At 62.0% G+C, this 2,612-nt stretch carries 3 protein-coding genes; all 3 read left to right on the top strand.

Annotated elements, in window-relative coordinates; translation table 11 throughout:
- The first annotated feature begins 84 nt into the window (after positions 1-84).
- Genes tnpA through tnpC form a run of 3 tightly spaced genes read left to right on the top strand, consistent with a single transcriptional unit; the run spans position 85 to position 2,570 of the window.
- Positions 85-555, top strand: a complete 471-nt coding sequence (gene tnpA, locus OR16_RS34340; RefSeq protein WP_006163468.1) for an IS66-like element accessory protein TnpA — start codon at positions 85-87, stop codon at positions 553-555.
- Positions 555-908, top strand: coding sequence for an IS66 family insertion sequence element accessory protein TnpB (gene tnpB, locus OR16_RS34335; RefSeq protein ID WP_006163467.1), 354 nt, complete (start codon positions 555-557; stop codon positions 906-908). Before tnpA ends, tnpB begins: the two co-directional genes overlap by 1 nt.
- A 57-nt stretch (positions 909-965) precedes the next feature.
- On the top strand, positions 966-2,570 hold the full coding sequence (tnpC, locus tag OR16_RS34330; protein ID WP_006163466.1) for an IS66 family transposase: 1,605 nt from the start codon (positions 966-968) through the stop codon (positions 2,568-2,570).
- Positions 2,571-2,612 lie beyond the last annotated feature (42 nt).

Here is a 2,612-nt window from a genome sequence, read left to right as displayed (position 1 = left end):
GTAAGCGCGAAATTGACCCCACCTAGTATTTGCGGCTGAGAGTGGGCAGGCTTGCGTCCGCAACCACTATTTGCGGACGCAATCATGATGGAAGCCGAGTTTGACGTTCCGCCGCTGAGGGTGATCCGTATTCGCTCCAACGGAAAGCGGGACTTTGACCGAAGGGACAAGCGCCGACTGGTCGAGGCATGTCTGCGGCCTGGGGTATCGGTAGCCGGGATGGCTCTCAAGCTCGGCATCAATACGAACCAGTTGCGCAAGTGGATTCGGCTGCACCAGGTCGCAAATGAAGCCGCCGCGGCCACAGGGTCTACGTTGCCGGCGTTCGTGCCGGTCGTCGAGGTGAGCGACGTGATGCGTGTCACGGAACCGCCGGTGGTGCGTGGACGTCCGCCGGCCGAGGCGCCTGCTCGCACGCAACCATCGCAACGCCCATCTCTGACACCAGCGCTACTGAGGGCGCGGCTACCCAACGGCGTGACGCTCGAACTTGAATGCGGCGGGCAGGACGTTGCGCTTGTGAAGGCGATGATCGAAGCGTTGGGAGTGCGTTGATGTTCCGATTCGGCGCCGACGTGCAGGTCTACCTTCACCGCAATGCCGTGGATTTCCGCCTCGGGATCAATGGATTGGTTGCGCTGGTCGAGCAGTCGATGCAGCTTGATCCCTTTGCCCGCGCCGTCTATGCCTTCCATAACCGCCGGCGCAACCGCGTCAAGCTGTTGCTGTGGGATCGCAACGGGTTCTGGTTGCTGCTCAAGCGCCTGGAGGAAGACCGCTTCGCGTGGCCACGGCGTCAGCAAACAGTGATCGAGCTGACAACCGAGCAGTTGCACTGGCTGCTGGACGGTATCGATGTGGACGCCGTGCAGCGCCACCCGTCACGCCAATATCAGCACACGGCTTGATTGCTGTTCGGGGTGACGTATACCTATCTGCGTGGTAGCTGCACTATCGTGTCCAGCATGAACGAACACGACTTCTCGGGATTGCCGCCGGCGGCCCAAGCCTATATCCGCGAGCTCGAAGCGCGGGCTGCCACTAACGCCCAGCACATCGCCGAGCTGACCGAGCGCATCAAGCTCCTCGAAGAGCAGTTCCGCCTCGCACAGTCCAAACGCTTCGCACCGAGCAGCGAGAAGCTCAAGGACCGCGTGTTCGATGAAGCCGAGCAGATGGCTGCCACGGCTCTGCCTGATGACGAGGATGACGCATTCGCGCTTCCGGACACGGGATTGCCGGAACCTGACAGGTCTGCAGGCCGAAAACGCGGCCGCAAGCCGCTACCGGCAGAGCTGCCGCGCCAGCGCATCGAGTACGACCTGACCGAAGACCAGAAGATCTGCCCATGCTGTCAGGGATCGATGCACCGCATGGGCGAGGAAGTCAGCGAGCAGTTGCACATCGAAGCAAAGGTCTCGGTACTGCAGCACGTACGCTTCAAATACGCGTGTCGGCACTGCGATCGCAATGCCGAGCGCACGCCGGTGTTGACCGCGCCGATGCCAGCCCAACCCCTGCCGGGCAGCAACGCAAGCCCGGCGATGCTGGCGACGGTGACCATCGGCAAATACGTTGACGGCACGCCGCTGTATCGCATGGAAGATGCGCTGGGGCGCGCTGGGATTGCGGTTGGCCGTGGCACGCTGGCGAACTGGATCATTCGCCCTGCGCAATTGCACTACAGCCGTCTGTACGAGGCGCTACGCCGCACGCTGCTGTCGCAGCCACTGATCCATGCCGATGAGACGACGGTGCAGGTGCTCAAGGAGGAAGGCAAGGCCGCGCAGAGCAAATCGTATATGTGGGTGTATCGCAGCGCGGAGGATTGCGAGCATCCGGTGGTGCTATTCGACTACCAGCCGGGGCGCGGACAAGAGTATCCGCGGGCGTTCCTCGCCGGCTACGAGGGCATGCTGATGACCGATGGCTACAGTGCCTGGCGTACCCTCGAAGACGTCACGCACTTCGGCTGCCTGGCGCACTCAAGGAGGATGTTCGTTGATGCGCAAAAGGGTCAGAAGAAGCCCAGCGCTCGAGTGGCAAAGGCCCTCGAGTACTTCAAGGTCCTGTATCAGGTCGAAGCGCTCGCCAAGGAGGATCTGCCCAACGGCGAAACACGCGCCAACTACACGTACCGGCTGCGTCAGCAACACAGCATACCGTTACTGAAAGCCTTCAAGGCGTGGCTGGATGAGCAGGCGCCACAGGTACTGCCGGAAAGCCTGCTGGGCAAGGCCATCGCCTACGCGCGCAATCAGTGGGAATACCTGAGTCGATATGCTATCGATGGACGGGCGCCGGTGGACAACAACGCGGTGGAACGTGACATTCGGCCATTCTGCACAGGCCGAAAGGCGTGGCTCTTCGCAGACACCGTGGCCGGCGCCAAGGCAAGCGCCATGATCTATAGCCTGATGCTGACGTGCCGGGCCTGTGACGTCGAGCCATATGCCTATATGCTCCACGTGCTCACAGAGTTGCCACAGCGAACGCCAGACGCCGACATCAGCGACCTGTTGCCGTTCAACTTCGCCCCGCCGAAAGCCGCCCCGCCGCATCCTGCCTGAATACGCTCGTCGCACTCAAGGTGTGCCGAAACTGGCGCTTAC

Source organism: Cupriavidus basilensis OR16 (assembly GCF_000243095.1).
Lineage (GTDB): Bacteria > Pseudomonadota > Gammaproteobacteria > Burkholderiales > Burkholderiaceae > Cupriavidus > Cupriavidus basilensis_D.
This window is presented reverse-complemented; position numbering and strand designations above follow the sequence as displayed.